The 24,050-nt window shown below is 56.2% G+C and carries 27 protein-coding genes and 1 pseudogene; 16 read left to right on the top strand and 12 right to left on the bottom strand.

The genetic code is table 11. The features are described from left to right. Positions 1-43 precede the first annotated feature (43 nt). Entirely contained in the window at positions 44-1,000 is a 957-nt protein-coding gene (locus AB4O41_RS27415) for an AraC family transcriptional regulator (RefSeq protein WP_460145431.1), read from the bottom strand. A gap of 199 nt (positions 1,001-1,199) precedes the next feature. Between AB4O41_RS27415 and AB4O41_RS27410 the strand changes: the two genes are divergently transcribed. The 3 genes from AB4O41_RS27410 (at position 1,200) to AB4O41_RS27400 (ending at position 3,231) form a co-directional block, all read left to right on the top strand. Further along, positions 1,200-2,153, top strand: a complete 954-nt coding sequence (locus AB4O41_RS27410; RefSeq protein ID WP_460145430.1) for a diiron oxygenase — start codon at positions 1,200-1,202, stop codon at positions 2,151-2,153. Positions 2,154-2,233: 80 nt separating this feature from the next. Further along, positions 2,234-2,656 (top strand): MAPEG family protein, encoded by a 423-nt coding sequence (locus AB4O41_RS27405; RefSeq protein WP_460145429.1) that lies wholly within the window; start codon positions 2,234-2,236, stop codon positions 2,654-2,656. Between the two features lie 197 nt (positions 2,657-2,853). After that, a complete protein-coding gene (locus AB4O41_RS27400) occupies positions 2,854-3,231 on the top strand; it encodes a c-type cytochrome (protein ID WP_460145428.1) in 378 nt (125 codons plus the stop codon). A gap of 109 nt (positions 3,232-3,340) precedes the next feature. Here the strand turns inward: AB4O41_RS27400 and AB4O41_RS27395 are convergent, their stop codons facing one another. Next, positions 3,341-4,258 carry a LysR family transcriptional regulator gene (locus AB4O41_RS27395; protein ID WP_460145427.1) on the bottom strand — a complete coding sequence of 306 codons (918 nt, stop codon included), beginning with the start codon at positions 4,256-4,258 and terminating at the stop codon, positions 3,341-3,343. A gap of 115 nt (positions 4,259-4,373) precedes the next feature. On the opposite strand from AB4O41_RS27395, the gene AB4O41_RS27390 reads away from it, so the two are divergent. Together AB4O41_RS27390 and AB4O41_RS27385 are read left to right on the top strand one after the other, a co-directional pair. Beyond that, a complete protein-coding gene (locus AB4O41_RS27390; RefSeq protein ID WP_460145426.1) occupies positions 4,374-5,567 on the top strand; it encodes a serine hydrolase domain-containing protein in 1,194 nt (397 codons plus the stop codon). After that, positions 5,564-6,754, top strand: a complete 1,191-nt coding sequence (locus AB4O41_RS27385) for an MFS transporter (protein ID WP_460145425.1) — start codon at positions 5,564-5,566, stop codon at positions 6,752-6,754. Before AB4O41_RS27390 ends, AB4O41_RS27385 begins: the two co-directional genes overlap by 4 nt. Before the next feature lie 211 nt (positions 6,755-6,965). Here AB4O41_RS27385 and AB4O41_RS27380 read toward each other — a convergent pair whose 3' ends face one another. Further along, entirely contained in the window at positions 6,966-7,322 is a 357-nt protein-coding gene (locus AB4O41_RS27380; RefSeq protein WP_460145424.1) for a VOC family protein, read from the bottom strand. A 142-nt stretch (positions 7,323-7,464) separates the two neighbouring features. Beyond that, a complete protein-coding gene (locus AB4O41_RS27375; RefSeq protein WP_038983683.1) occupies positions 7,465-7,794 on the bottom strand; it encodes a DHCW motif cupin fold protein in 330 nt (109 codons plus the stop codon). 242 nt (positions 7,795-8,036) lie between these two features. Between AB4O41_RS27375 and AB4O41_RS27370 the strand changes: the two genes are divergently transcribed. The 3 genes from AB4O41_RS27370 to AB4O41_RS27360 all read left to right on the top strand — a co-directional run bounded on the left by AB4O41_RS27370 (position 8,037) and on the right by AB4O41_RS27360 (position 9,779). Further along, entirely contained in the window at positions 8,037-8,351 is a 315-nt protein-coding gene (locus AB4O41_RS27370; protein WP_460145423.1) for a hypothetical protein, read from the top strand. Positions 8,352-8,458: 107 nt separating this feature from the next. Further along, positions 8,459-8,959, top strand: a complete 501-nt coding sequence (locus tag AB4O41_RS27365) for a GNAT family N-acetyltransferase (protein WP_460145422.1) — start codon at positions 8,459-8,461, stop codon at positions 8,957-8,959. 259 nt (positions 8,960-9,218) lie between these two features. Further along, on the top strand, positions 9,219-9,779 hold the full coding sequence (locus AB4O41_RS27360) for a lipid-binding SYLF domain-containing protein (RefSeq protein WP_460145421.1): 561 nt from the start codon (positions 9,219-9,221) through the stop codon (positions 9,777-9,779). A gap of 90 nt (positions 9,780-9,869) precedes the next feature. Here AB4O41_RS27360 and AB4O41_RS27355 read toward each other — a convergent pair whose 3' ends face one another. From AB4O41_RS27355 to AB4O41_RS27340, 4 genes are all read right to left on the bottom strand, one after another. After that, a complete protein-coding gene (locus tag AB4O41_RS27355) occupies positions 9,870-10,466 on the bottom strand; it encodes a LysE family translocator (protein WP_460145420.1) in 597 nt (198 codons plus the stop codon). Positions 10,467-10,574: 108 nt separating this feature from the next. Beyond that, entirely contained in the window at positions 10,575-11,411 is an 837-nt protein-coding gene (locus AB4O41_RS27350; RefSeq protein ID WP_460145419.1) for an AraC family transcriptional regulator, read from the bottom strand. A gap of 158 nt (positions 11,412-11,569) precedes the next feature. Further along, entirely contained in the window at positions 11,570-12,166 is a 597-nt protein-coding gene (locus AB4O41_RS27345; protein ID WP_460145418.1) for an eCIS core domain-containing protein, read from the bottom strand. Positions 12,167-12,291: 125 nt separating this feature from the next. Next, positions 12,292-13,818, bottom strand: coding sequence for an MFS transporter (locus AB4O41_RS27340; RefSeq protein WP_460145417.1), 1,527 nt, complete (start codon positions 13,816-13,818; stop codon positions 12,292-12,294). Positions 13,819-14,002: 184 nt separating this feature from the next. Between AB4O41_RS27340 and AB4O41_RS27335 the strand changes: the two genes are divergently transcribed. The 3 genes from AB4O41_RS27335 to AB4O41_RS27325 all read left to right on the top strand — a co-directional run bounded on the left by AB4O41_RS27335 (position 14,003) and on the right by AB4O41_RS27325 (position 16,615). Beyond that, positions 14,003-14,863 carry a LysR family transcriptional regulator gene (locus AB4O41_RS27335; RefSeq protein ID WP_460145416.1) on the top strand — a complete coding sequence of 287 codons (861 nt, stop codon included), beginning with the start codon at positions 14,003-14,005 and terminating at the stop codon, positions 14,861-14,863. A 177-nt stretch (positions 14,864-15,040) separates the two neighbouring features. Beyond that, complete coding sequence (locus AB4O41_RS27330; protein ID WP_460148435.1) at positions 15,041-15,655, top strand: alpha/beta fold hydrolase; 615 nt, start codon at positions 15,041-15,043, stop codon at positions 15,653-15,655. A gap of 336 nt (positions 15,656-15,991) precedes the next feature. Next, a complete protein-coding gene (locus AB4O41_RS27325) occupies positions 15,992-16,615 on the top strand; it encodes a glutathione S-transferase family protein (protein ID WP_095053261.1) in 624 nt (207 codons plus the stop codon). A 160-nt stretch (positions 16,616-16,775) separates the two neighbouring features. On the opposite strand, the gene AB4O41_RS27320 is transcribed toward AB4O41_RS27325, so the two are convergent. Together AB4O41_RS27320 and AB4O41_RS27315 are read right to left on the bottom strand one after the other, a co-directional pair. After that, the gene (locus AB4O41_RS27320) at positions 16,776-17,675 is read right to left on the bottom strand and encodes an alpha/beta fold hydrolase (protein WP_460145415.1); all 900 of its coding nucleotides are present in this window, start codon (positions 17,673-17,675) and stop codon (positions 16,776-16,778) included. A gap of 329 nt (positions 17,676-18,004) precedes the next feature. Then, on the bottom strand, positions 18,005-18,244 hold the full coding sequence (locus AB4O41_RS27315; protein WP_460145414.1) for a hypothetical protein: 240 nt from the start codon (positions 18,242-18,244) through the stop codon (positions 18,005-18,007). A gap of 270 nt (positions 18,245-18,514) precedes the next feature. Here AB4O41_RS27315 and AB4O41_RS27310 point away from each other — a divergent pair, with 270 nt between their 5' ends. The 3 genes from AB4O41_RS27310 (at position 18,515) to AB4O41_RS27300 (ending at position 20,528) form a co-directional block, all read left to right on the top strand. Next, a complete protein-coding gene (locus AB4O41_RS27310) occupies positions 18,515-18,991 on the top strand; it encodes an RDD family protein (RefSeq protein ID WP_460145413.1) in 477 nt (158 codons plus the stop codon). A 539-nt stretch (positions 18,992-19,530) separates the two neighbouring features. After that, on the top strand, positions 19,531-19,830 hold the full coding sequence (tnpB, locus tag AB4O41_RS27305; RefSeq protein WP_460145412.1) for an IS66 family insertion sequence element accessory protein TnpB: 300 nt from the start codon (positions 19,531-19,533) through the stop codon (positions 19,828-19,830). Positions 19,831-20,105: 275 nt separating this feature from the next. Further along, a complete protein-coding gene (locus AB4O41_RS27300; protein WP_460145411.1) occupies positions 20,106-20,528 on the top strand; it encodes a hypothetical protein in 423 nt (140 codons plus the stop codon). A gap of 402 nt (positions 20,529-20,930) precedes the next feature. Here AB4O41_RS27300 and AB4O41_RS27295 read toward each other — a convergent pair whose 3' ends face one another. Next, positions 20,931-21,626, bottom strand: coding sequence for a tRNA (adenine(22)-N(1))-methyltransferase (locus AB4O41_RS27295; protein ID WP_460145410.1), 696 nt, complete (start codon positions 21,624-21,626; stop codon positions 20,931-20,933). A gap of 198 nt (positions 21,627-21,824) precedes the next feature. On the opposite strand from AB4O41_RS27295, the pseudogene AB4O41_RS27290 reads away from it, so the two are divergent. Beyond that, positions 21,825-22,007 (top strand): annotated as a pseudogene (locus AB4O41_RS27290) (sugar ABC transporter permease); the annotation flags it as partial. Between the two features lie 17 nt (positions 22,008-22,024). On the opposite strand, the gene AB4O41_RS27285 reads toward AB4O41_RS27290, so the two are convergent. After that, positions 22,025-23,032 (bottom strand): aldo/keto reductase, encoded by a 1,008-nt coding sequence (locus tag AB4O41_RS27285; protein ID WP_460145409.1) that lies wholly within the window; start codon positions 23,030-23,032, stop codon positions 22,025-22,027. 92 nt (positions 23,033-23,124) lie between these two features. Here AB4O41_RS27285 and AB4O41_RS27280 point away from each other — a divergent pair, with 92 nt between their 5' ends. Then, the gene (locus AB4O41_RS27280) at positions 23,125-24,027 is read left to right on the top strand and encodes a LysR family transcriptional regulator (RefSeq protein WP_460145408.1); all 903 of its coding nucleotides are present in this window, start codon (positions 23,125-23,127) and stop codon (positions 24,025-24,027) included. Positions 24,028-24,050: the final 23 nt, after the last annotated feature.

Genomic DNA, 24,050 nt, shown 5'->3' with positions numbered 1-24,050 from the left:
GCTTATTGGGTAATTTCCATGGATCCATCAGCACCGGACCTTCTCATGCTGATTGTCTGCGCCAAATGCCGGGTGATGTGCCGAACTGGCGTTTGAATGCGCGACTGAACGCGGCCTCTGATTCGTACCCAACGGCAAAGCCGATTTGCGCCACATTACCGCGACCTTCGCGCAGCTGTTGAGCCGCCACGTGCATACGCCAAAGCGTCAGGTATTGCATCGGTGGTTGTCCGACCAATGCCGTGAATCGCTCCGCGAATACCGAGCGCGACATGCCCACTTCAAGCGCCAGGGCTTCTGCAGTCCAGCCCTCGGTTGGACGAGCATGGAGCAGCGCCAGTGCGCGCCCGATATGCGGATCTCGCAAACCCGCCAACCACCCGCGTCGCTCGGCGGGCAGGCTCGCGACATACTGGCTGACGGCTTCGACGAATAGCAATTCGGAGAGCTTGGCGATGACCGTTGTCGAGCCGAGGCGCCCCGCCGCAATCTCACTGACAGCGAAACGGAATGAGCTTTCAATCCAGGCTCCCGACGCCGTCGCGCGCAAGTCTAATTTCAATAGGGATGGCAGCGACGAAAGCAACGGACTGAAGGGTGTTTCCGAGCCGAGGAATCCGCACAATAGCTGCGTGACCTCGCCGCCCCCGCCGTACTTGATTCGTGAAATAGAGCCGGCTTCTGGCGGCTGAATAACTTCGCCCGCCGGCATGGGCGCAATGCTCAGGTCGCTGCCAAAAGAATGAGCGTCATTGTGAGGAAGCAGAACGAGTTCGCCTGCCCGCACGTCAATGGCGGCACCACCGTCGACTTGTAATTGCATATGCCCTGCGGCGACAAAATGCGACGCAATGATATGTCGAGGTGCCTCAAGGAACGGTTTGCAATCGTCCGCAGAGATTCTTCCCTTGATGCACCAGGGAGCAGTGAATTCCGACTCGAGGAAGACCCCTCCAGACAGCCGAATCACACGCAACACATCAGAAAACGCATCCAACAATTGCCAGCCCTCCGTTCCGGAGTCCGGAGCATGTAATCAGGCGGACCGGTCATTCATCGCCTGAACTGCGAGGCCTAGATTAGCACCAACGCGGACTCACTGATCGAGACTATCCCCAGATGCTTCACCGCTGGTCATTGGCTCCGACGTTAACCGTAACTGCCCCATTCCAACTCGATCAGGCAAGCAGGAGATCTATATGAACACCGTTGCTACCATGCCCAGCTCAGATTCGGACAATGCCGACCGTTATGCTCAACTTGTCAGATCATCGAAGAAAGCGGAATGGCAGATCGATCGTGATTTGCTACAGTACCGGAGTTTCGACTTCTCGCGCAAATTCTTGCCCGACGGACTATCGCAGATCGACCGCCTGACCTTTCTCGACACGAACGAGGGGCGCCTGCTCAGTCAGATTCAGGGCCGAACCTATGCGTATATCTTTGGCTTGGTCGAGCGTTTTATCAGCGCCAAAATGCTCGATCAAGGTCGAGCCCATGTCTTTGACGATCAACTCGCACTCGAAGCACTGGTGCGTTTTTCTAACGACGAGATCAAGCACCAGGAGCTGTTCCGGCGCATGGAGACGATGATGGGTTCGCAATTACCAGCGGGATATCGTCAAGTTGCCGATCCAAACGAGGTGGCGCGCTCGGTGCTTGCGGCCAGCACCTGGTCGGTGCTGGCACTGACCTGTCATATCGAGCTGTTTGTTCAGGCGCACTACGTGCAAAGCATCGCCCCGCGTGAGGAGTTGTGCCCACTCTTCAAGGATGTTTTCAAGTTTCACTGGATGGATGAAAGCCGGCACGTCGTACTCGATGAACTGGAGTGGAAGGCGGAGCACGCGAAACTCTCGCCAACCGAGCGCGACCAGGCAGTGAACGATCTGATTGCGCTGGTGGCAGCCGTCGACGCAATACTGCAGGCACAAGCGGCATCCGATGCCGACTACTTTATTCGCAATGTTTCACGATCGTTCAGTGTCGATGAGACAGCGCAAATCAAAGCCTGCGTGCTGAGCGCCTACCGCTGGCAATACATAATCTCGGGCGTGCAGCATCCACACTTTGGCCGGTTGCTTACGCACATGACAACACCCGCACAGATGTCCACGATTCAGACCGCTATGGCGCCCATCATGAGCAATTGATCGACTGGGGCGGCCGACCGTACGTCGGCCGCGCGGCTGCGGGATGACGTGCTGAGAATGATTTATCGAGGTGGGCAGCCATGACAATACCGATGTGGATGTTGCTTGGATTTGCGACCTGGACTTTGCTGCTGTTGATGGCAACTGTCGGGGTGTATCGCTGGGTCAGAATCTTGTTCTCGAATGTTCCGATTGCCTCTTTCCGATGCGATCAGGTCGAAGGCGAGGATTGGTATCGGCGTGGGATAAGAGCACACGCGAACTGTGTGGAAAATCTGCCTGTCTTTGGCGCCATTGTGTTGTTGATTTCAACCCTTGGTATCGACGGCCCTGCAGTGAGCTACTTGTCCGCAATCGTCCTGATTGCCCGCGTGTGTCAGTCTCTGATTCACGTATCCCATGTGCAAACCAATACGTTCGTGGCGGTTCGGTTTACCTTCTTTTTCGTTCAGTTGGTCTGTTTTATCGCGCTCATTGTTATAGCCGCTAGTTATGGCGTATGAATTTCTAAAAATAGAGAAATGAATCCAGGCCTGGTGCTCAGGAAAATCGAGAGTCACTTTATCTGATTCGATGGATAAAGACCGGCAAGCCGCGGGGCATCAGAAATGACTATGTGTGCCGACACGATGGCTGATATCTTTCCCGCGCACCAAGTCGCGCCCAGTCGACGCTGACCCCATCAAGGAAGATAAAAACAATGAAAATATTATTCATTGCTTCGCTAGGAATTTTATCGCTAGTTCAAACATCACTATCCTTCGCGGATAATGTTAATGGAAAAAATCTCTATTCACAGCGATGCACCATGTGCCACGGAATAGATCTCAAAGCAACAGGACCATTGGCCAATAAAAGCAATCCTCCTACACCTGATCTAACAACATCCGCTTTCAAAAAACGATTAAATGATTATCCGGGCGTAATTGTATCATCGATAATACTTCGTCCAAATGGAGACTTGATTCCAAAAACTTTGCGAGAGAATGGTGTAAAGCTATCGCCGTACTCATGGAGTATTAAAGATCTGCGCGATTTAAATCAATACATGGGTGGTGTGATTTCAAAAAATCGATGATTTTTGAGATGAGAGGTAGGCACAGACATCTAAAAGCTCGGGCGGCTCTTCGCATCCAGCAGCAGTCGGCTGCGGTCGTGACAGGCAAGTAACGGCCAATAGCGGACGTTTAGAGTAGTGAAAATAAATCCGTCTCCTTTCTCCCCGGAAATACCCGGGCACAGAGGAAGTCGACGAATACCCGCACCTTGGGAGATGGGTGTTTACTGGCAGGCCAGAGCAAATGAAACTCGCCATTGCGCTCTGTGTGCTCTGGTAAAACGCTCCACAGCTGCCCCTCGGTGAGCGCCTGCCTGACTGAGAACTCCGGCAGATAGGCGATGCCCAGCCCCCGCAAGGCAAAGCACAAACGGGTTTCGATGGTGTTGCAGATCATCGAAATGGGCAAGGCTAACTCGGGCTCCTCAGCAGTACGACGCAAGGCCCAGGTTTCCAGCTTGCCGCTATGGGGGAAACGATAGTGCAGGCAGCTGTGCTGCAGCAGATCGGTTGGTACTTTTGGCGTACCACGCGCTGCCAGGTAGTCCGGCGATGCGACCAGCAACGAACGGAATGAACCGAGTTTGCGCGCCGACAAACGCGAATCCGTAGGCGCGCCGGTTCTGACCACGACGTCGAAACCTTCCTCGATCACATCGACCAGGCGGTCGCTGAAGTCCAGGTCCAATTCAATGGCCGGGTACTCACGCATAAAGTCGCCGAGCACCGGATGTACCAGCGAACTGACCACGGGCAGGCTGACCCTCAAGCGTCCACGTGGAGCGACGCTGGCTTGCGACAGTTCCAGTTCAGCCGCCTCGATTTCTGCCAGGATCCGACGGCTGCGCTCCAGAAACAGCATGCCTTCGGCAGTCGGCGTGACGCTGCGCGTGCTGCGGTGAAACAGGCGAACACCGAGCTTCTCTTCCAGCCGCGCCACACTCTTGCCGATGGCCGACGCCGACACCCCCAGCATTCGGCCGGCCGCAACGAAACTGCGATTTTCAGCGACCTGCACAAACACCACAAAGCCATTCAAGCTGTCCATGCTGCCCTCCATTGCGGACATTGCGCTCCGCATAAAATGGAACTCTACCCCAGTTTTTCTTTAATCCTGGATTTTCTATCGTGGCGGGGCTCTCCACTCTCAGAAGGAACTGCGCATGACCCTCCCCGAAATCGCTTTATCCACGGGCACGCTTTCACGTCAGTTGTCCGCGCGCATTGAAGCAACGGTCCAGCAAGCGCTGGAGCAGCAGCGACTGGTTGGCGCGGTAGTATTGGTGGCCCGCGATGGCGAGTTGGTCCATCGCCAGGCAGCCGGCTGGGCCGACCGCGAGAAGCGGTTGCCGATGAGCGTAGAGGCGGTGTTTCGCTTGGCATCGGTCAGCAAACCGATCGTCTCGACGGCGGCCCTGGTGTTGGTAGCGCAAGGCCGTCTCGGTCTGGATGACAGCGTTGAGCGGTGGTTGCCCGAATTTCGGCCACAGTTGGCTGATGGACGTGCTGCCCGCATCACGGTGCGGCATTTGCTTAGTCACACGGCGGGGCTTGGCTATCGCTTTTTCGAAGCCGATGCGCATGGCCCCTATGCACAGGCCGGTGTCTCGGACGGTATGGATGCGTCCACCGTCAGCCTCACCGAGAACCTGAGCCGCATCGCCAGCGTGCCGCTGCTGTACGAGCCCGGCACGGCCTGGGGCTATTCGCTGGCAACCGATGTACTAGGGGCGGTGATTCAGCGGGTGCAGGGCGAGCAACTGGCTGATGCGGTGCGCCAGCTCGTGACTGATCCGCTGCGCATGACCGATACCGGCTTTGCCGCGTTGGACCCATCGCGCGTGCCTACCGCCTACGTCAGTGCGACTCCCGAGCCCCACGCGCTGGCCGAAGGCGAAATCGTTTCGCCGTTCGAGGGGGCGATCGGCATCCCGTTCAGCCCCGCCCGCATCTTCAACCCGCAGGCGTTTGCGTCGGGTGGTGCCGGCATGGCCGGAACAGCCGAGGACTTCCTGCGTCTCCTTGAAACATTGCGTCGCGGCGGCGGTGAGCTGCTGTCCACGGCACTCGTCGAGGAGATGGCACGCGATCAAACCGGCGGCCGGGAATTGCCCGCTGCACCGGGGTTCGGCTTTGGTCTGGGGTTCTCAATACTGCGCGATCCGGCCTTGGCGGTCACCCCCGAGTCACCAGGCACCTGGCGTTGGGGTGGCGCCTATGGCCATTCGTGGTGTGTGGATCGACAGCAGAAGCTGAGTGTCGTCGCCTTCACCAACACGTTGTACGAGGGCATGTCGGGACGGTTCGTAACCGACCTGCGGGACGCGGTATACGGCGTCGCGGAGCTAGGCCAATGAACTCGCAAGTGCAGGATCACATGCCTTATGCACCCTTGTTGGCGCTGGCAATGGCCGCCTTCATCACCATCCTTACCGAGGCACTACCGGCTGGTCTGCTGCCGCAGATGGCACAGGGGCTGGCTGTCTCCGAGGCGTGGGTCGGGCAAACCGTCACCGCCTATGCCATAGGATCGCTAATGGCCGCCATGCCGTTAACGGCGGCCACACAAGGATTTCGTCGCCGTCCCTTGCTACTCGCTGCCATCGCCGGCTTTGCCATTGCCAACACGGTCACGACGTTTTCGACCAGCTTCACGTTGACGATAGCGGCGCGCTTTCTGGCCGGCGTTGCGGCGGGGCTGTTGTGGGCGTTATTGGCCGGCTATGCCGCGCGCCTGGTGCCCGAACACCGCAAAGGCCGCGCCATCGCGATTGCTATGGTGGGCACACCACTGGCGCTCTCGTTGGGCATCCCGGCCGGAACCTTTCTGGGCAATGTCCTGGGATGGCGCATGTGCTTCGGCATCATGAGCCTGCTGGCCGTGCTGCTGATGGCATGGGTGCGCTTCAACGTGCCGGACTTCGCCGGAAAGGCTGAAGAAAAACGTCTGTCGCTGCGCCATGTATTCACACTGCCGGGCATTCGCCCCGTGCTCTTCGTGGTACTGGCGTTCGTCCTTGCGCACAACATTCTCTACACCTACATCGCCCCGTTTCTGCAAGTGGCCGGCCTGGGGGCGCAGACGGATGTAGTACTGCTGGTCTTCGGAATCACATCGCTGCTGGGCATCTGGATTGTTGGGGTGTTAATCGACCAGTACCTGCGCGCGCTGACCCTGGCGAGTACCGCATTGTTTGGAATTTCAGCGATGGTGCTGGGTATAGCAGCCACCGAACCCGTTGCCGTTTTCGTAGCGATTGGCGCGTGGGGATTAGCCTTTGGCGGCGCCGCAACGTTGTTTCAAACGGCATTGGCCCAAACTGCTGGCGATGCGTCAGATGTCGCACAATCCATGCTCGTGACTGCTTGGAACACCGCAATTGCTGGCGGGGGCATTGTGGGAGGTCTGCTACTCGACCGACTCGGCGTAGAAGCATTCCCTCCTGCACTACTGGTGCTGTTGGTGGCCACGCTGGTGGTGACGTGGTCGGCCAAGCTGCGCGGGTTTCCCGTGGTGCAGGGGCTGAAATCCGATGCAATTTGAATGTGCTGATGTGGTAGCAGGCAGCGGCGAACCTCGTTAACAGCGCTCATCCCAAAGCTTTTGGACGGAAGTGGACCGGCATGACAGGCAGCTATCGGCCAGAAGCGAACATCGCAAAGCAACAACGATGCTTGACCGTCTCTGTAATGGCGAACAGATCGCTGCCATTCTCAAGCATCGCTGTTGTAACGTTAGTTTCTCTGCCTCGAAATTATGTAGAGGCCGTCCACACGGCTAGCTCATAGCCATCGGGGTCGATGAAGTGGAAACGGCGCCCACCTGGGAACGAGAAAACTTCACGACTAATCGTAGCGCCTGCTGCCTTGAGCCTGAGCTCAGTACGCTCTAGATCTTCCGCGTAGAGGATGATCAATGGCCCGCCCGTCCGCACAGGTTCTCCTGTAGTGAATCCACCTGTCATACGACCGTCGCTGAACTCGCTATAAGTCGGGCCGTAGTCGACGAAACTCCAGTCGAATACGCTTCCGTAAAAGGCCTTGCTTCGAGCTATGTCGACGACATTGAACTCGATGTTATCGATCTGACGGTCTTTTCCTCGAATGCCCATTGACGCTTCCTTGGCTGATTAGGAGGAAGCGAGTTTAGGGCATTCGGCCATACATGTGTTCATGCGCGTGGCTATTACCGTCTATGTTCATTGCAGGAATTGACGAGTAACAGCTAAGGGTCGATAGCGGTCAATTCCAGCGTTAATCCACTACGAACAACTTGGCACCCGTAGTGCTGAAAGATCGATGCCCCTCAGCGTTGCTGCCCACCTGATAGCTCATCCCCGCGGTGAGTGTGAACTGACGACCATCCTCCAACTCCGTATGCAACTCGCCTTCCAGGCACAACAGGATATGACCTCTCCAGCACCAGTGATCGGCCAGATAGCCAGGACTGTATTCAACCATCCGCACACGCGTCGAACCAAACTGGCAGGTTCGCCAATAGGCGGTACCCGTCTGTCCAACGTACTCCAGAGGTTCGACAGTCGACCAATCGGTCGTACCAAAGGGAACAGCGGTCAGGTACATGGTTGCCTCATCAATGAAAGGGGGTCTGTAGACCGTACCCATCCAGTGATTTTTTCGATAGACACAGATGCCCCGCATTTATGAGATACAGGCGCCCGCTCAAGCGTGAAAGCCAGAGGAAGCTCTTGGCAGAAGCAGTCACTGGACACCTCTGCCGTCAGTCGCTAGCCTCAGCCGTCACTGACATTCAGGTGTCTCACAAACTCATCACATACAGCCAAAAGTCAGGAGCCGGCACACCTATGGCCTACGAACTTCATATTGTCAGACCAATGGAAATAGCTCTTGAAGAATGGCAATCACTTTGCGCAAGTGATCCATCAATGAAGCTTGAAAACGAGTTTGCTCGCAAAAATCCCGTCACCGGTGAAATCATTGTTTTCAGCGGGAAAAATCCAGCAACTTGGACGTCTCCACTAACACAGCAACAGTATCTCTTTGATTATCGCAGGGGGATGATTTCCTTCGTCTACAGCGATGCGGCAATCATTAAGGCCAAGGAAATTGCGAAAGCACTCGCAGCCAGTGTTGAAGGCGATGAAGGTGAGGCATATTGAAAATAGCTTGATGACGGATGCTCTCTAGCTTCCTATCAGCGGATTTCACCTGCTAGCTGCCGATAGGCCGCTAACCAAGTAGTTCTACCAGAAAAGGGAGCGACCCTATGAAACCCATCAGAATTCGAACCCTACAAAGTACTGATGCTGAGGCGTTGCTGGCATTTGAAATGGACAACCGCGAATGGTTCGAGCGTTTCATTGACGCGCGCGATGCTGCTTTTTACTCGTTGCAGGGCGTCACCGATCACATTGCGGCTTATTTGTCTGATTTGGCCGCCGGAATATGGCACCCATTTGTTCTCGAAGAGGCTGACGGAAAAATAGTGGGGCGGGCGAACCTGAAAGGCATCGACATCCCCGAGGGGTCGGCAGAAGTCGGTTATCGGATTGCTCAAAGCGCTTGCGGACAAGGCCTGGCAACACTAGCGGTGAAGCATCTGATCCAGGAGGCGCAGTTACATTGGAACCTTAAACAACTGGTGGCCAACGTATACGCTGGAAATATCGGCTCGGCAAAAGTACTCGAACGGTGTGGCTTCTTGATCGAACCTCTCCCCCGGCAAGAAGGCACAGCGCACGAATATCGATTTGGTCTTTCGATTTAGATGATTGAAAAATGGACGGCTTGTCAGGTGTCCGTTTTTTTTACAGTTGGCTATCGCAGTTTCTGACGGCGAACCCGGCTGATACACAGAGGTCAAAGCAGGTGATGACGTCGCCAATGATCAAAGACCTCATTCAAGGGCGAAGTCAGTAGCTCACATACTTTAGGGTGCGCCGGATAGTTTCAGCAGGCTCGGATTCTTCCGAGGGGATGGTGCTGGCTGCTGCTCACATCCAATGCTCCCGTATCGGAGTACTAACATGACTCAGTCAATGCGGTTCTTCCTATCGATCGTCCTTGCGACAGCTTCACTGGCATCGGCCAGCTTCTTGAACACGGCGGGTGCGGCAACCGCCGAGGATCTGGATGTCGACTCTCGGCAAGCGCTGCAAACGCTCTACAAGTCCACGCCATTTGCTGAAAACATTTCGCACAATGCCAAAGCGATTCTTGTCTTCCCGAAAATCATCAAGGCGGGCCTTGTGTTTGGCGGCAGCTATGGTGAAGGCGTGCTGTTGAAGGACAAGAAAGTTGAGAATTATTACAACTCCGTAACCGGGTCCTGGGGGCTGCAAGCCGGCGCCCAGTCGTATGGCTATGCGGTTTTCCTGATGACCGACAAAGCCGTGGACTATGTACGTAAAACCAAGGGTTGGGAAATCGGCGTAGGCCCCACCGTTGTAATGGTTGATGAAGGGGTGGCGAAGAATCTGTCCAGCACGACAGTGAAGGACGATGCCTACGCGTTCATTTTCGACCAGCAGGGATTAATGGCCGGGATCAGCATCGAAGGAACCAAGATTTCCCTGATCAAGCGCTAAAACCGCTGTTTGGCGCATGGATGCGCCAGTTACTATCTTGAGCCATGCGGGGTCTACTGATTCAAGCGCCCTGCCTAGGCAATGTTCGACCTACACCAGCACCGTCAACCAGGCCGACACCAGCAGCAAAAAAGCCAGTGCAGTGTTCATGCGTTTGAACGCCTGTGGCGAACCAAAAGCGCGGGCACTGCCCACGCCGAGTAACGCCCACAGGGTCATGCACGGCACGGAGACCAACAGAAACATCAGCGACAACACCCCCAGCCGCAGGGTCTTGTCGCCGCCACTGACAAATACGCTGACCACCGCCACCGCCATCATCCAGACTTTGGGGTTGACCAATTGCAGAGTGGCGGCACCGAACACGCTGAGCCCCTCGTCGCGCGGGGTGGTCGGGGCCAGGGATGGCGGCGCGCTTTGAAAGATCTGCCAGGCCAGCCAACTCAACCAGAGCACCCCGGCCCAAGCCATCGCCTGCTGCACACGCGGAAACCGCAGCAGCGTTTCGCCTACGCCGAGTCCGACTGCAAACACAAGCAGCGCCGCCGCCCCGCAGGCGCCAAAAATGATCGGCAGCGTGGCACCCAACCCCCGCCGCGAACTGTGGCTCAATACCAGAATATTGGTCGGCCCCGGGGTGATCGAGGCAACGAACGAAAACAGGAGGAAAGGCAGCAACGACTCCATGACTCAGACTCCCTGAAGGCGCAGCGAAGGGGCAGAAAAGAACAGCGAAAAAGACATGGCATGGACTCCTTGATCGAATAGGAAACCATGGTCGCGAATCAGCGGGATTCAGTCTGGAAGGTTTGAGCAGCGCATGCGGTAATCCGCTGGCGTGAGCTGGTAGGCACGGCGAAACCAGCGCCCCATATGGCTCTGATCGGCGAACCCGAGGGCACTGGCCACCTGCGCCGGCGACTCGCCACGCGCCAGCAGCTGCCGTGCCTTGGCCAGGCGCAGCTGGATCAAATAAGCATGAGGCGCCAGCCCAAAGGCTGCCTTGAAGGCCCGCGTCAGACGAAAGCGATCAACCCCACAGGCTTGGGTCAGGTCATCCAGCCCGATGTCTTCGTAGACATGGGCATGCAAATAGTCACGCGCAACCTGGGCCACCCACGGCAGGCGCGGATCAAAGGCCTGACGCTTGCGCCAATCAAGGTGGCAAGTGAGCGCCCCCAACAAGGTGTCGATGGCGCTCTGGCGCACAATGCGCAAGTCGCCCTCATGGAGCGCGTGGAAGGCTTGAAAAATGGCAGTGGCCAGGCGCGGATCCTGGCTCAGGGTGTCGGCAAAACCCGGCTGACTGTTGGCCGGCGCGTGCTCGAACAACGCGTGCAACTCCCGCTCCAGCCAGTGCGGATCGAGGTAGAGCATGGAATAGGTAAACCCCTCCTCGGTCGGCGCATGCCCATCGTGGATCTCCCCTGGCTCCAGCATGAATACCTTGCCCGGCGTACTGAGGTGGCGAACGCGCCGGCAATTGAACTGCTGCACGCCCTGCTCGGTGACCCCCACCAGAAAACTGTCATGCCAGTGCGGATCGTAGGCATGCCCCTGAAAATGGGCACGAATCGATTCAATCCCGGTATCGGCGTCCTGGGACAGCTCAATCCAGTTGCGTCTATCCACGGAAGGCTCCCTAGGTCATGGTTCAGCATTGAACTGTGCGGACGGCTAAATTACCGTGCGATGGGACAGAACGTTTAGAAGATTTGTGCATTGGTTGTTAACACGATTCCATAAAACCACTGCTTTCTACCTGTAATGACAGGAAGCTTCGCTACCCTTCAGTGAGTCCCTTCCCGCACCAACCGCCTGACCTCAGCCTGTATGGCATAAGCCGGTGCCTCCACCGCATTGAAATCTTGTGTATACCGCTGGGCAAATCCTTCCACCCCCCATTCCTGATACTGCTGCACATGCTTTAACTCATGAGCCCAGAGCGCGATGTTCTGCTCTGCGGTTTGAGCGTCCCGGAAGAGGATGATGTCGATCAGCGTCACGGCACCGACATCGGGGTTTTGCAGCATGGCAGTCGCGGCGTTGAATTGGCCGTTGTCGCTAACTTTGTACCGCGCGGCATCGAGAACGCTGGGGGCGTACCAGCGCAGCAGTTGTTCGCGGATGTGCGGTGGAACGGGTTGGATGCCGGCGCTGGCTGCTTCAGCGCGGGCTTGGGTCAGCCACAGCGCCAGGGCAGGTGCTGCGATCTGGTGGAGGCCATCAGGCAGGGGACCGAGCAGCGGTCCCACGTCTGGCAGGCAGATGCAGCCGTCCAGGCACACTTGTTTCTCACCCGCTGGGCAGGCGTTGGTCTGGGCTGGCACTTCAAGCGTCAGGCAAAGAACAAACAGCGCCACCAGGCGCGTGGTGATGGGCTGCATTGGGCACTCCAGGGACGGATGTAGCGCAAACGGTGGGTCACAATTGATCGACGACCCACGTAGCTTTAGCTTAGTCCCGAACCAAGGCCCCCCAAGATAATCGCAGGAAGCGACAGACCACCTGCTCACGGCTGAGAATGCACGGCTTTGCTTGAACGAAAGACCACCCAACTCACCGCCACTAACACCCACGCAGCAATACCGCCATACACCATCACCCAGCCAAACCCGTGTGCCAAAGCGGCGTTGGCAACATCAACCGGAATCGTAATCCCCTGGCCACTCTGCACCAACAAGGCAGAGTTGCCAGATGAAATATTTTCCGCCAGCAACCTCAGTTGCACATCATCGGGCGCGCCAGATAACTGGTTGCGCAGAGAAGACAGGATGCCTTCCACCAGGATGAATCCCATCAACGCGATATTGATTGCAAGGCTGATCATACGAGCGCTGATATCGATGCCCGATGCCATGCCAGCACGCTCACTGGGCACCGATCCAGTGGTGGTATTGGTGACAGGCGTATTGGTCAGCCCCAGTCCGATTCCGGCGATCAGGCAGCCAGGAAGCATCGTCAGCCAGCTGGCATGCGTGACACTGCCGCCCCATTTCATCAGCAGGAACCCCAGACCTATAGTGAACAAGCCAGCGGGAATCACCACATCAGGTCGATAACGCAACGCCAAGCGTTCGCCTAACGGCGGGATAAACAGTGTCGGCAGCGTATACGCCAGTAGCGCCAGACCGGTGCCGATACTGGCGTAGCCCAGGCTATTTTGAAAGTACAACGGTAAGTAGATCATGAAGGGCCAGAAGCTGAAGTTCATGCCTGCCGACCCTAGCAAGGCACCCGAGAAACGGCGGATGCGAAATACAGAGAAGTCGAACATGGGATCGACATAGCGTCGCTGGGCGATGACAAAGACGATGAAGCTGACCATTGTCACAATCAGGCTGATGATGGCCGAACCGCTGGAGAAACCCTCCCCTGCTCCCTGAGTGATGAACCAGGAAAGGCCTAACACTGCCAGCGATAACGAAATAATGCCCAACACATCCAGCCTGCGGCGCTGCGGATCACGTGATTCATCGACACCGACGAGCACCAGCACCAGCGCAAGCACGGCAATGGGCGCGTGCACCAGGAACACCCATTCCCAACTCGACAATGCCGCGATAGCTGCGCCGGTAATCGGACCGAACCCCAAACCGATGCCGAACACGATCCCCCAGGCACTGAACGCTTTGCCGCGCGCAGCTCCCGACTGGAATCGGTGAGACAGCACTGCCACCTGACAAATCAGCATGGCACCACCGGACATCCCTTGCAGAAATCGGCTTGCGATCAACACGCTGGTGCTTTGCGCCCATCCACAGCTCAGAGAGGTAATGCCGAAAAGTACCAGGCTAATGACAAACACTCGCTTGCGCCCATACCGATCCGCCAGTGTGCCGGTAGCCATCAGCACCGTGGTGCAGGCGATGGTGTAGGCATTCATGATCCACTGCATATCTTTGAAATCGCTGTGCAGAACCGATTCAAGCGTGGGCAGGATTGCCGGCACACTTGAGATTTCCAGGCCGAACATTAGCGAGGCCAAGCAAACGGCGACTATTGTGAAAACATCCTTTTGCGAAGAAGAGAACTGCATCGAGATCTTCCAGATCAAGTTGATGGGCACTGGCAAGACCGTCCCAAGGGAAGTTGGCGCGATAGCCTCACCAGCGTCACCTGACATAACTCCAAGTGACCGGCCGCATTCTGGAAGTAATTGAAAAATGACAGAAATGATTTAATTTCGTAAGTTTTATTAATATTCATCATGAGTGGACCAAATGGACTTCGACCCAGCTCTGTTGCGGGCTTTTGTCGCAATCAAGGAGACCGGTAGTTTCACTCGTGCCGCAGAGCGGCTGCACTTGAGCCAATCAGCGATCAGTCATCAGATCCGGCGTCTGGAAGAACAGGCCGGCACCACCCTTCTGGTGCGCACCACCCGACGTTTGACGCTGACAGAAGATGGCGAAGATTTTCTGCGCCATGCCGAACACGTCCTCAAAGCGCAAGACGCCCTCTCCCGGCGTTTCGAAGCGTCATCGGTATCCGGGACCGTGCGCTTCGGTGTGCCAGAAAACTTTATCGGCGACGGCCTGCCGCCGTTACTGACTCGGTTCGCCAGACAATTTCCCGCAGTACGTCTGGATGTCACCGTCGGCACCTACCTCGATCTGCGCGCGCAGGTCGATGCCCATGGGCTCGATCTGGCCGTGGTTATGGCATTGCCGGGCAGTCAGGTCGACGGTACCGTGCTGCGCGAAACCCGGTTTGTCTGGGCCGCAGCGCAAAATTTCGACTTTACCGGCGAGGCTCCTTTGCCGCTGGCGTTTGCACCAGCGCCCTGCGTTCACCGCCAGGTGGCCGTAGAGGCATTAGAAAATTCCACCGTGGATTGGCGAGTTGCCTTCACCTCTCCAAGTCAACAAGGACTGCGGGCGGCGGTATTGGCGGGGCTTGCCGTCACCGCGCTGCCGCTGGGAGATCTAGAGCCCGGCATGGTGGTGATTGACGGGCAATATGGCCTGCCACGGCTACTGGACGCTGATTTCCGACTGATATGGAGTGTCACTGGAAAAACGCCTGCTGCCCATGCATTTGGGCAACTGCTGGTGGAGATGTCTGAGTCGCCATCGATCTAGAACAAACTGCCATTGGCATTCCAGGGTAAGTGCCCTGTTGATTGGCGAATGGTTGCTTTGGATCGCGAACTGCCCTTCACTACCGGCGGCTCTCGTTCCGAAGTGGTCATCGAACCTTGCGGCATCCATTTTGCCATCCTGCTGAATCTTTCAATCCCACCTTCAAGGACCGAACCTGTGATCGCATCCCCCGCCAAACTCCTCTTCCTGCCCGGAGCCTCGGGTAACACCCGGTTTTGGTATCCGGTTGCCGAGCGCCTGACCCACTCGGCGCAGCAGGTCCATATCGGCTGGCCCGGCTTTGGAGACATTCCGCCCTTGCCTAGCGTGACCGGCATGGATGATCTGGTGACTCGCGTGCTGGCCGAGATCGACCGGCCCACCGCGCTGGTCGCGCAGTCCATGGGCGGTATAGTCGCTGTGCTTGCAGCGCTTGAACGCCCTGAGCTGATCACGCACCTGACGCTGACCGTCACCTCTGGCGGGGTGGATATGTCTGCTCTGGACGCGCATGACTGGCGCCCGGATTTTGCTGCCGCCAACCCGACACTGCCGAGGTGGTTTCTCGACGACCACACCGACCTCACGCTCCGGTTGGTCGAGTTGCGTATGCCAGTGCTACTCCTCTGGGGAGATTCTGATCTGATCAGCCCCGTTCGCGTCGGCCAGCGCCTTGCTCAACTGTTACCCCGCGCGGAACTACACGTTTTCCCTGGCGCCGATCACAGTCTGGGCTTTACTCACGCAGCCGAAGTGGCAAGGTTGATCGAGAGACATCTGGCCTGCTGGTGAGCGGAGCACTTGTTGCCACCGCGTCGAACTGATTGTGCGACCCCGTGCGTTTCAAGCCTCTTGGATAACGGACAGACAACCAGAGGCATATCGCTGCTAACCTCGCCGCATACTCTGGGAAAACCGCATAGAGATGAAAAAAAGCGTCGTTAAAAGTGTACGAACCAAGATTGAGTCTATGACATGCGATTTTGCACCTCGTTAACCTGCTATGCGTCCATTTTCTGCCGACTGTGACAGGCAGAAAACGGCCAAAAGCAGACTCTGGACAATCCGCTCCACAAGGCGATAGAGCCAGTAGTTCAGACCAACTACCCCGAACGATAAGGACATGGAATGTTGCGCATATTGGGTAAGGCATCGTCGATCAATGTACGAAAGGTGCTCTGGGCCTGCGCCGAGATTGAAATTCCCTTTGAGCGGGTGGATTGGGGTTCTGGCTTCAGATCGACGCATACACCTGAATTCCTGGCGCTGAATCCCAATGCCATGGTGCCGGTCATCCAGGACGACGACTTCATTCTTTGGGAGTCAAACTCGATCATTCGCTACCTGGCGTCGCGCTACAACGGCGTTCACCTTTACCCGACTGAAGCGAGAGCCAAAGCGCGGGTGGATCAATGGATCGATTGGCAAGCGTCAGATCTCAACAAGTCGTGGAGTTATGCCTTCATGTCGCTGGTCAGGCATTCGCCTGAGCATCAGGACAGCCGTGCGTTGGCGGCCGCGTGCAACAACTGGTCGAGGTACATGGAGATCCTCAATCGACAGCTCGATTCAACCGGGGCCTACGTCAGCGGCGATGAGTTTTCTCTCGCAGATATACCGATCGGCCTGTCAGTTAATCGGTGGTTTGAAACACCGCTTGCTCATCCGGACTTTCCTGCCGTGAGCGACTATTACGAACGCTTGAGTCGTCGACCAGGCTACCGCCTGTACGGAAGAAACGGGACGCCATGACACGGTCTCAGAGGAGTTTTGTGTCCGCTTCACGGGTGGATAGCATCCTGTCGCTACCGCCAGCTTTCGGCCAAAAACGGACGGTCGGTGGCCTGCAAGCACGGCAACGAATCCTGTGCCCCTTAACGGCAACTCATCACTCTAGCAACCCCGCCGCCGCTCACGGCTTCAGGAACTTGATGACAGTACCGGCGAACAGTTCTGGCTGATCAAGCATGATGAAGTGAAAACTGCCGTCAATGCGCCTGAAGCTGATGTTTGGGGTCGAGATATAGGCGTTACGGAACATTGCATCAACGTGGGACGCCTCTATGCCGTAAAGCAGGTCGTAGGCATAGACGACCTCGACAGGCACCTTGATGCGTCCAAGCTCAGGCCGGAGGTCGGTGACCATCAGTTCATACATGGCATTGGCCATAGTCTTTCGGTCCGAGTTTATCCCCGCTGTGACCAGGCCTGGCCTGACCGCTTCAGTTTTGGCGAGACGGGCAATGGAGGCATGCTGCATGGCTTCCGCCTGCTCAGGCGTTGCCGCCAACATTGCATCGCGCATCGCAGCAGCATGCGGGGTTGCCGTTTCACTGGTCGCGAAGGGGTCAAACAGCAACGTATAAAAGGGCATCGCATCGACAATCATCAGGCGTCCCACTTGATCGGGATGACGAGCACCCAGCATCAGTGCCACTTCACCACCCAACGAATGACCGATGATGACCGGCGCCTCGATCCGCTGGCTGCGGATGTATTCAGCGATCGCCTCGACCGTCGGCGCGACTACTCTCCCTTCTGGATCGGATACTGCAGGCGAGCCGGCAAAGCCAGCTACTTGTACGAGATGGAGCCGGTGGCTCTGCCGTAATCTGGAGGCCAAATCAGCCCATACTTCGTAGGACGATGCAAATCCTGGAATTAAGATGATATCTGTTCCCGAGCCTTGTACCCGCACCGAGATACCGCCCTGGTTGACAGTTCCTGGCGGCAGGGGCGCAGGCTGGTCTGGCGATGCAGACAACAGCGTCAACGTGGTGCCGATCCCGGCAAGGATCATTCCTGCACGCATGGCGCTCCCCTTTTCGCGCAATGCGAAGTGACATTTAGGATTTCACGGGGGCCAATTACACCGACGAGTAGGCAGCTTAACGGGTTCATAGCCATTCCTTTGACCGAAAAAATATTGCCACTATACGGCGCACAACGGCACCAGGAAACTATCCCCGCCTGCAATCCTTAGCGTCCGCTTTGGGTCGATTTCAGCCTATCGCGACCGGCAGAAATCGGCCAAAAGCGGTCAATAGCGATGCTGAACAACCAGCAGCACACCCCCCCATATAAAAAATACGCACACCAGAAATCAGCGATGCGGTTGGTATCTCTCAGAATATTACCCTGCTATTTTTTGCGCTGCTTCCAGTGGGATCTAGATAGTTTTTCAGCTACATAATTTCGATCAGCTTCGACTTCTGTCTGCCCATTGGCAGCAGCAACAGAAAGCCAAACATACGCTTGGCTATTATCTTGCATCACACCCCTGCCCTCGGAGTAGCGAATATCAAAGTTGCGCTGGGCAACTGAACTACCTTGCTCTGCGGCCTTGCGGTACCAGAAAGCCGCTTGCTTAGTCCTTTGCAACCCCTTGCCCAGTCTCGTAACGGACGCCGAGGTCGCCTTCGGCAGCGGCCTCCAGGATGACTGGGTCCCGTCGCTGCTCTCACTAAGTTCCTAAAGAACCGAGCTAAATGAATAGAGACGGGGTACGCTTGAATGATATCGTTTTGACATTTATCACGTCTAATACCTATAGCCAGGAACGAATAACAGCCTTTTGGCGGCAGAAGCTTTGCATGCCGGACAGCCGTCTAGCTGATGAATCCCGAAAACCCAACTGATCTCGGAAATACCATGGACGCAAAAAGCAACAGCAAAAAACCTAAAATTCTGGCGAGCGTCAGCCGTCGGTTTATCGCGAAAGTAATTGATTGCGTAATTGCGGTGTTGATCTTCTTTATCGTCAAGGTCACCGCTGACACCTTGTCTGCTTACATCACAGGTATAACGCCCAGTGCCCAGATTGTTTCAGCGGGCTTGATCGCCTTCGCTTACGTGCTTTTTGCGGATGCCCTACCTAATGGCCAAAGCCTCGGCAAGCGCTTGTTGAGTATTGCGGCTGTCGATAGAAAAACGTTCCTCGGCTGCACGGTGTCTCAGTCGTTTACCCGTAATGCCGGAGCGCTGATCATCATTGATTGGGTATGGATTTTTCTGGAGTCCAGAACACGACTGGGTGACATGCATGCCAAAACCATCGTGATTCAGACGGGGACGCTCAGCCATAAGGTTAGGAGTCTTTCCGATGTTTATGATGGTGGTCAATCCTAAGTCGGACCGCAGGGCTATGGCAGGAGGGAACATCATTTGGTACGTTCCAAAGTGCCGACAAGTCAGGGTCAGCCTTGGAGGCAGTGTTAGATGCACTCCCATTGCAGGCTCGCGAACTGGTCGAAAGTGTTAAACAGCAACTCGATACAGCAGACTTGGTCCTCATAGACGTCGATCAAGCGAAAAGCTTACTTCCATTTTTACAGGTCTACCAAGCGCAACTGATCGCTGAGATTGGGAACGATGACTGGACTCGGGCAACGCAGGAAGAGGAATTTTCACTTGAACCGGTTGCAGCCAAGTGGGGATTGGGCAAGGGATGGAGGCTGCGTGCGAGATCTCATAGGCGCTTGTGAAAATGCGTTGGAAGAGATGGAGCCTGTTTGTATAGCGTTTAGTTAACTACTCCCAGCCGGTCGCATATCCGACCTTGGGTACAGGCTTTTTGAAGATACGTATCCGCTCCATGAACGCCACATTCCAAGCAGATAGCTGACGGCTGATGCTGTGCTCCCGATTTCTATCAGGAGCTCATCACCATGATGCGTCCCAATGCCAGCGTTGAAAAAGTGTACCTCTACTCAAAACCGGTGGATTTTCGAAAGTCCATCGATGGCCTGGCTGCGCTGGTCGAACTGGATATCAAAGTCGCGGTGTTTGACCCCGTGCTCTTTGTTTTTCTGAATCGACACCGCAATCGGGTCAAGGTGTTGTACTGGGAGAGCAGGAAGAAGCGATCAAGTCGTACAGCACTGAAACCTAGTGCTGACGCTGTTGGGCGCGTTAATCAACTTCAATCGTTCCGGGGCAGGGTAAGTCTCCACTCTGACTTTGGCTGAAATCATTCTACGATGACGATGCATTAATGCCACCCTGTTTTTCCTCTCATGTGCCCAGATAATACCTAAGGGTTTCACCCAAATGTACTTGGCAGTTTCGAGTCCCATGTCATTTGTGCGTAACTACATGGACTTGACCACCCATTTGCATTCGACTTGACCAGTCGTTTGCATCGGATTTGACCAGCACACTGGGTGACCTTGACCGGCAAAAAACGGCCAAGAGCCGCCAGTCGACGTCCCTTAAATAAGCGCTAAGCAAGGTAAATTTCGCGATGAAAAGCTGGATAGCTAATGCGAAAATTAATGCACTGTTAGGGGCTAGCTCTCAAAAATTTGATGGCGTGAAGGTTAGGCGGACCCTTATAGAATACTGCGACAGTTATCAAAAGATTTATCCTTTTGAAATCCTGGAAGAGCCACTTGAATTTCTGAAAAACAATGTAAATTCAGATGGTAAATATAGGGAGATGCGAGCACTGCTTAGGGTTGCCGCTGAAGAGTACTGCATTAGTTTAAACGAGATAGCCGATGCTCTTCTTGACCTGATAGACATTCGTGTCCTTACTACGGACCAAGCAAAAAAAATTATCAACCACGTTTTCGAAGCATTTTCCTGCAATGAAAGCCCCGAAGATTTCATCCCAAGAGAGGATGCCTATTTGTGCAAAAATCTATTTGCGATTACCTCCAGCTAGCAAATCGTTGAAACCTCTAGCCTTGCTCACAATGACGGGCCCGATTGGCGTGACTAGATACTCGCCTCGGGACATTTTTGGGGCTTTGATGACTGGCCGCTTCTGGCCGAGGCTGTGTAAAAACGTTTTTGAGCGCGGCAGGTACTCAAAACCGGACTGGAAATCGTGCTTCTACGCGAAATCCACATCTGCTGACGTGCCGATAAATTTCAGATTTAACGTAGACGCGCACACTTCAATTTTGGCGAAGCGTTTTTACACACTCTGGGCCGATTACTGCCTGTCGCGAAGGGCTGAAAACGACCCTTAGCGGACAACTCGCTAAACGAGCGTTCCACCGACAATGAATGGAATCCGCTGAACCTCCCTCGGGGGTCTCTAAAAGCGTCTAACACCGTAAGCTCAAGCCAGCAGCTCGCTGATCCACCGGGCCTGTTGGGCGATATCTTGCACCTTCTCTTCGGGCACGGCCTGCCGGGCTTGGGCGAAGTTGGCCAGGGTCTGCTGCTTATGGCGCAGAATGCGCTGCCACTTGGACAGGAACGCCGGGCTGCGTGCCTGCATCTGCAGCGGGCCGAAGTACAGTTCCTCGGCGGTATACATCACCGGTTCGGCACGCTCGGCGACGATGATTTCGTAGTAGAAGCGATTTTCCCGCAGCAGCTCTTCGCAGAGGATGCGGTAGCCATTTTCCATCAGCCATTGGCGCAGTGGCTGCTCCCCACCGTTGGGCTGCAGGATCAGGCGCTCCTGGCCGTTCAGGCGCGCCTTGCCGCTGTCGAAGATGTCGCGAATCGTCTCACCGCCCATGCCACAGATGCTGATCGCCGTGATCCTGTCTCCTGGCTCGATCGCCGCCAGGCCATTGGCCAGGCGCACGGTGATCCGCCGCTCCAGACCGCTCTCGCGCACGGTGCGTTCGGCCGAGCGGAACGGGGTCAATGCCACCTCGCCGGCCACTGCCGCCGCGATGGCGCCACGGCGCATCAACGCCACCGGCAGATAGCCGTGATCCGAGCCTATATCGGCCAGGCGTGCGTCTGCTGGTATATGCGCCGCCACGCGCTCCAGGCGCATGGACAATGTCTGTTCGTTCAACTGCAGTTCCTTTTTTTCACCACGAATCCGGCACCTTTGGCCGGATCGGGGAGAGATTCTGTGAGCAACGCCGTGCATTTCAAATTTACGCGACCAGGCGATGACTCGCCCCAATGATTATTGGATCGCTACGTTGGCGCCCTGCTGGTATTCACGAAGGGTACAGCCAAACTCGCGGCGGAACACAGTGTGCAGATACTGCGCGGATTTCCTTTCATCGTCGGGCTAGGCGGCATGCTGGCCTTTCGCGGCATCCTGCCGGGAATTACCGGCGGCACCACCATCGCCCCGGTATCACCAGAACTGGTCTACGTTGCCCAGGGTTATCTGCCGTACGCGGTAGGTACCGGTTTGGGCGTGCTGCTGGGCCGGCGAACGCTCACCTCTGTTCAACAGTGTCAGGCAGCACCAGGGACATTTGTTCCCATGCCCGACGGCAGGAACGGTCGAATTTCGTCGATTTCCGCAGCGCTAAGGCGCAATGCCGAGGCTGCAATCAGTCCGTCTACTTGTGCTGGGTGGCGGGCACCGACAATGGCGCCCGTCACTACCGGTTGGCGAAGTACCCAGGCGATGGCGACCGCCGCAGCGCTCACCCCGTGCCTTTCTCCAATGCGTGCCATGACGTCAACCAATGTCAGGTTCGCACTCAAACGGGGCTCCTGGAAATCAGCACTTCGGGCCTTGCGCCAATCATCTTCGGGCAGTTGCGAGATGCGTTCGCGCGTCATGCTGCCGGACAGTAGCCCCGATTGAAGTGTGGAATAGGCAAGGACACCCAACCCGGCCTGCTCACAGAATGGCAGGACGTCTTTCTCGATGTCCCGCATCAGGGCGGAGTACGGCGGCTGAAGCGAAACGATCTCTGTCACCGTCTGCGCCCGCTTGAGTTGAGCGACATCGAAATTCGATACGCCGATCGCGCGAATTTTTCCTTGATCGCGCGCGGCTGCCAAAGCCGAAAGCGCCATTTCAATACCTTCACTGCTTGCGTCGACAGGAAAGACTGGCCAGTGGATCTGATACAGATCGACAGTCTCGACTTGGAGCCTGCGCAAGCTTGCGTCGATCTCGGCGAGCAAGGATTGGGGGGCCAGGGAGTGCGAAATCTGCTTCGTGACCGGATCCCAGACCAAGCTGCCTTTGGTGAACACCAAAGGACGCCGAGAGACCGGCACCCGACGCAGCAATTGCCCCACTAATTGCTCCGCATGGCCCAAGCCATAAACCGCAGCGGTATCAATCCAGTTCACGCCGCGTTCGACGGCATATTCAAGTGCGCCCAGGCTGTCCTTGTCATCCTGCGCACCCCAACTGTACTCCCAGCCGGTGCCGGCGATTGCCCACGTCCCCAAGCCAATAGGCGAAATCAGAAAATCCGACGATCCAAGACGATTCTTTTGCATAGCGATCTCTCCACAGATGATGTGAGAAGTATCCGGGAGAGATCTGATGGCGATAAGATGGGTAATCGTATTTGAACTACTGAACGACATTCATGAGTAATCACCCCGATCTCTCTGAACTCGATGCCTTTGCCGCCGTCGCTCGCCATCGCAGCTTCCGCAAGGCGGCCGACGAGCGTGGTGTTTCGGCTTCCGCGTTGAGTCACGCGTTGCGAGCGTTGGAAGCACGCCTGGGCATCAGGCTGCTGAACCGAACCACTCGTAGCGTGACCCCTACCGAGGCCGGCCAACAGCTATTGGCAACGCTGGTACCGACGCTGCACCAGGTGGCCGATGTATTGGCGCAATTGACCTCTATGCAGGAAGTTCCCGCAGGCAAACTCCGTCTCAACGTGGCGCGTCCGGCGGCTCGTATCGTGTTTGCGAAAGTGCTCGCGCCCTTCGTGGCCAGGTATCCACGTATTCAGTTGGACCTGATCACCGACGATGGATTGACCGATATCGTGAACGGCGGATTTGATGCTGGAGTCCGCTTTGGTGAAAGCCTGGCCGGCGACATGATTGCAGTCCCTGTCGGCGCCCCTCAATCGTTCGTGACCGTCGCTGCTGATGCCTATCTGTCCGAAAAAGGGATCGCGCATGCCCCCCGCGACTTGCTCGAGCATGCGTGCATTGCCAGGCGTTTTCCCAGTGGCAAACTTTACGCCTGGGAGTATCAAGCAGACGGTCAACCGATACGGTTATCCGTCACAGGCCCGCTCATTCTGGAAGACGATGCGCTGATGATCCAGGCGGCGAAAGATGGCGCTGGGATTGCCTATGTCTACGAGGCGCTGGCGCGTGACGAAATCCGCAAAGGGCATCTCAGAGAAATACTCCAGGAATGGAAAGCACCACCAAGCCGATTCTTTCTTTATTACTCCAGCCGACGCCATGTGCCGCTGGCCTTGAACGCCCTCATCGAATTCATCAGAGCGGGCGACTTGCGAACCTGATCCAGAACCATCGCGACTGGCAG

It is taken from the genome of Pseudomonas sp. S2_A02 (assembly GCF_054668495.1).
The sequence above is the reverse complement of the archived record's forward strand: the minus strand, read 5'-3'. Positions and strand labels throughout refer to the sequence as shown.